A 2,355-nucleotide genomic window follows, 5' to 3' on the forward strand; every position below is an offset into this window, starting at 1 on the left:
TGTTAGCGTTCAGCTGAAAAAACCATTTGGGGTTCAGCGGAAATAACCAAACGTAGATCAAGTAAAAAGACCAAACAACCCAGATTTCCAATCAGATTATTCTTTCGCTGCTATCGGTTCAATTGCAGATACCTTTCCTGTTTGCAAAGAAACTGTTTCCAGCTTCTTGCCTCGGAAGCTCTCCCCACGCAGCTTAAATACAGTGGCATCGTCAAAGATGCGGTCTAGTGTACACAGCAGAGTGGCATCTTCCTCGAAATCTTCACGCCAAAGAGCGGGGTTTTTGTTGCTGGTGAAGATCATATTAAAACTGCCTTCTTTGTTGTAACGCCGGTCAATCAGGTCAAAGAAAAGTCTGGTATTCTCCTTGTCAAAAGCGCAGTGGCCAATCTCGTCAATAATCAGGCAAGAAGGACGCACAAGGCTATTGAGACAGGAATCGGTTTTTCCGGAACGCCTGGCCGCTGTGAATCGGTCACGTAGTTCAGAGGCTTTAATGAAATAGGTTTTCAATCCATGCTGGCAGCAGGCGTAACCGAAAGCCTGTGCCAAATGCGTTTTGCCTGTGCCTGCCGGACCAATAAAGGCCAGGTTCCGGTGAGAGTAGATGGCATTCAAAGAGGCCAGAACCTTCAGACGTTCCACATCTTTCCCCTTGAGCAGGGAGAAATCAAAGTTCTCAAATGTCTTGGGTGCCTTTGTGGGAAGACGGCTCATTTTCAGCAAAGTCTGAATTGTGGTCTGCTGCTTCTTTTCGCTGAGATAGGAGAGAAGCTTCTGCACAGCCTCCATTCCCGCTTCCGAGAGTTCTTGGTCTTCTGCAAACAGCGCAAACTCCTCGGAAGAAAGATCCAGCTTTAAAACAGAAGCAGAGGCTGCCACCTGCTCAAAAATTGTTTCCTTCATACCGGGTCCTCCTTGTCAAAATCGAATTTGGCAAAGGAGAGATCCTGCGAGCGTTTGGGAAGCTGCAAAATCTGTGTTTGCACAGGAGCTGTGGGAAATTCCTCAGGTTGTTCCAAGGTTTCGTACTGGCCTTTACAAAGGCTGTCGGTTTGGCTCCAGGTAACGGCATGTGTCGCCAGCAGAACTTTCAAGTCAGCAGAATAGATACGCAGCAAATCGCCGCTGCGCTCTACTCTTGCTATTGCACTCGGATAGCTGTAGGGCACTCCGAAGCGTCTGCCTTCGTAATTCACAAAGCCGTCAAAGGATATCTTTCTTTCCGGGCAGAGGTAGAATCGTACAGCCTCTATTTCCGGAACCATGCGCAGCTGTGCTCCACATACAGTTTCGTGGAGCTTTTGGGGCACACCATCCACTGTGCGGCGGTAAATTCCGTTTTGTTTGTTACACCACTCCAGCGCCTGCCAATTTAGATCCGTAAGATCGCAAAATACCCGGTCGGCCAGGAAGTTGTCCTTTACAAATCGAACCAGCCGTTCCACTTTGCCCTTGGTAAAAGGATGCCGTGGTTTACAGAGCTTTGTCTCAAAGTCAAGGACTTGCATAAAGGACTCGTAGTCTTTCTGCCAAACTGGATGCCCCTCCAGATCCCGGTGAAGCACTACACTCTTCATGTTGTCAGTTAACACAAAGCGAGGAATTCCCATGTATTGAAAAGCATGAACAATCCCAATAAACAGGTTTTCCTGCCGTGCGTTGGGGAAAAACTCAATATATTGCTGACCACAATGGTGGCAGATCATGGCAAAGCAGGCAACACGGTAGGTTTTCCCGTCATAGTCCAGAACATTCGTGAATCCCCAGTCCATCTGGTACGTTTCACCGGGTTCTGTAGTGTACCGGCGACCACGGTTTCCCTGGGGCGCAACCAGCTGGCGTTTAGCAGGAATGAGATGTTTGTGAGCGGCGATATACCGTTTCACTGTGCTTCGACTGCCGGTAAAACCCATTGTTTGAAGCCGCTCTAAGCAAACGGTTGAATTACTAACCCCACTTTTTAGCAAAGTATCCAGAACAGAACTGTATCCATCTAAGATATGTTCTTTTTTCTGTCCGTTCAGGCCGTGTGCTTTTTCGCAAAAGCCATTTGTTTTCAAACGGCGCAGTTTGGCTCTTGAAAGTCCTGTCCGACGGCCAAGTTCCGCAAGGTTAATCTCATCCAGACTTGAAAATTCACCGTGCATTTCTTCCATTTCTGAGATAGCTTGTGCTATAATGGACAAAAAGCCATTACGCTGTATTCCTTTCATATTCATCCTTTCTACTGGGTTGTTTGGTCACCGTTCAGTATAAAGGATTTGAAAGGTTTGGGGTAATGGCTTTTTCTGTTGATCCGGAATTGGTGATTTCTATTGAACCCCAAATGGTTTTTTCAGCTGAACGCTAACA

General features: G+C 47.2%; 2 protein-coding genes. Both read right to left on the minus strand.

Translation table 11 applies throughout. The annotated features are described in order from the left end of the window. Positions 1 to 96: 96 nt before the first annotated feature. Positions 97 to 906 (minus strand): ATP-binding protein, encoded by an 810-nt coding sequence (locus tag B5G12_RS14095; protein WP_087325484.1) that lies wholly within the window; start codon positions 904 to 906, stop codon positions 97 to 99. Next, entirely contained in the window at positions 903 to 2,216 is a 1,314-nt protein-coding gene (istA, locus tag B5G12_RS14100; protein ID WP_087325485.1) for an IS21 family transposase, read from the minus strand. The genes B5G12_RS14095 and istA overlap by 4 nt, the downstream gene beginning before the upstream one ends. Between the last annotated feature and the right edge of the window lie 139 nt (positions 2,217 to 2,355).

The organism is Faecalibacterium sp. An58 (assembly GCF_002161515.1).
Taxonomy (GTDB): Bacteria; Bacillota; Clostridia; order Oscillospirales; family Ruminococcaceae; genus Faecalibacterium; species Faecalibacterium avium.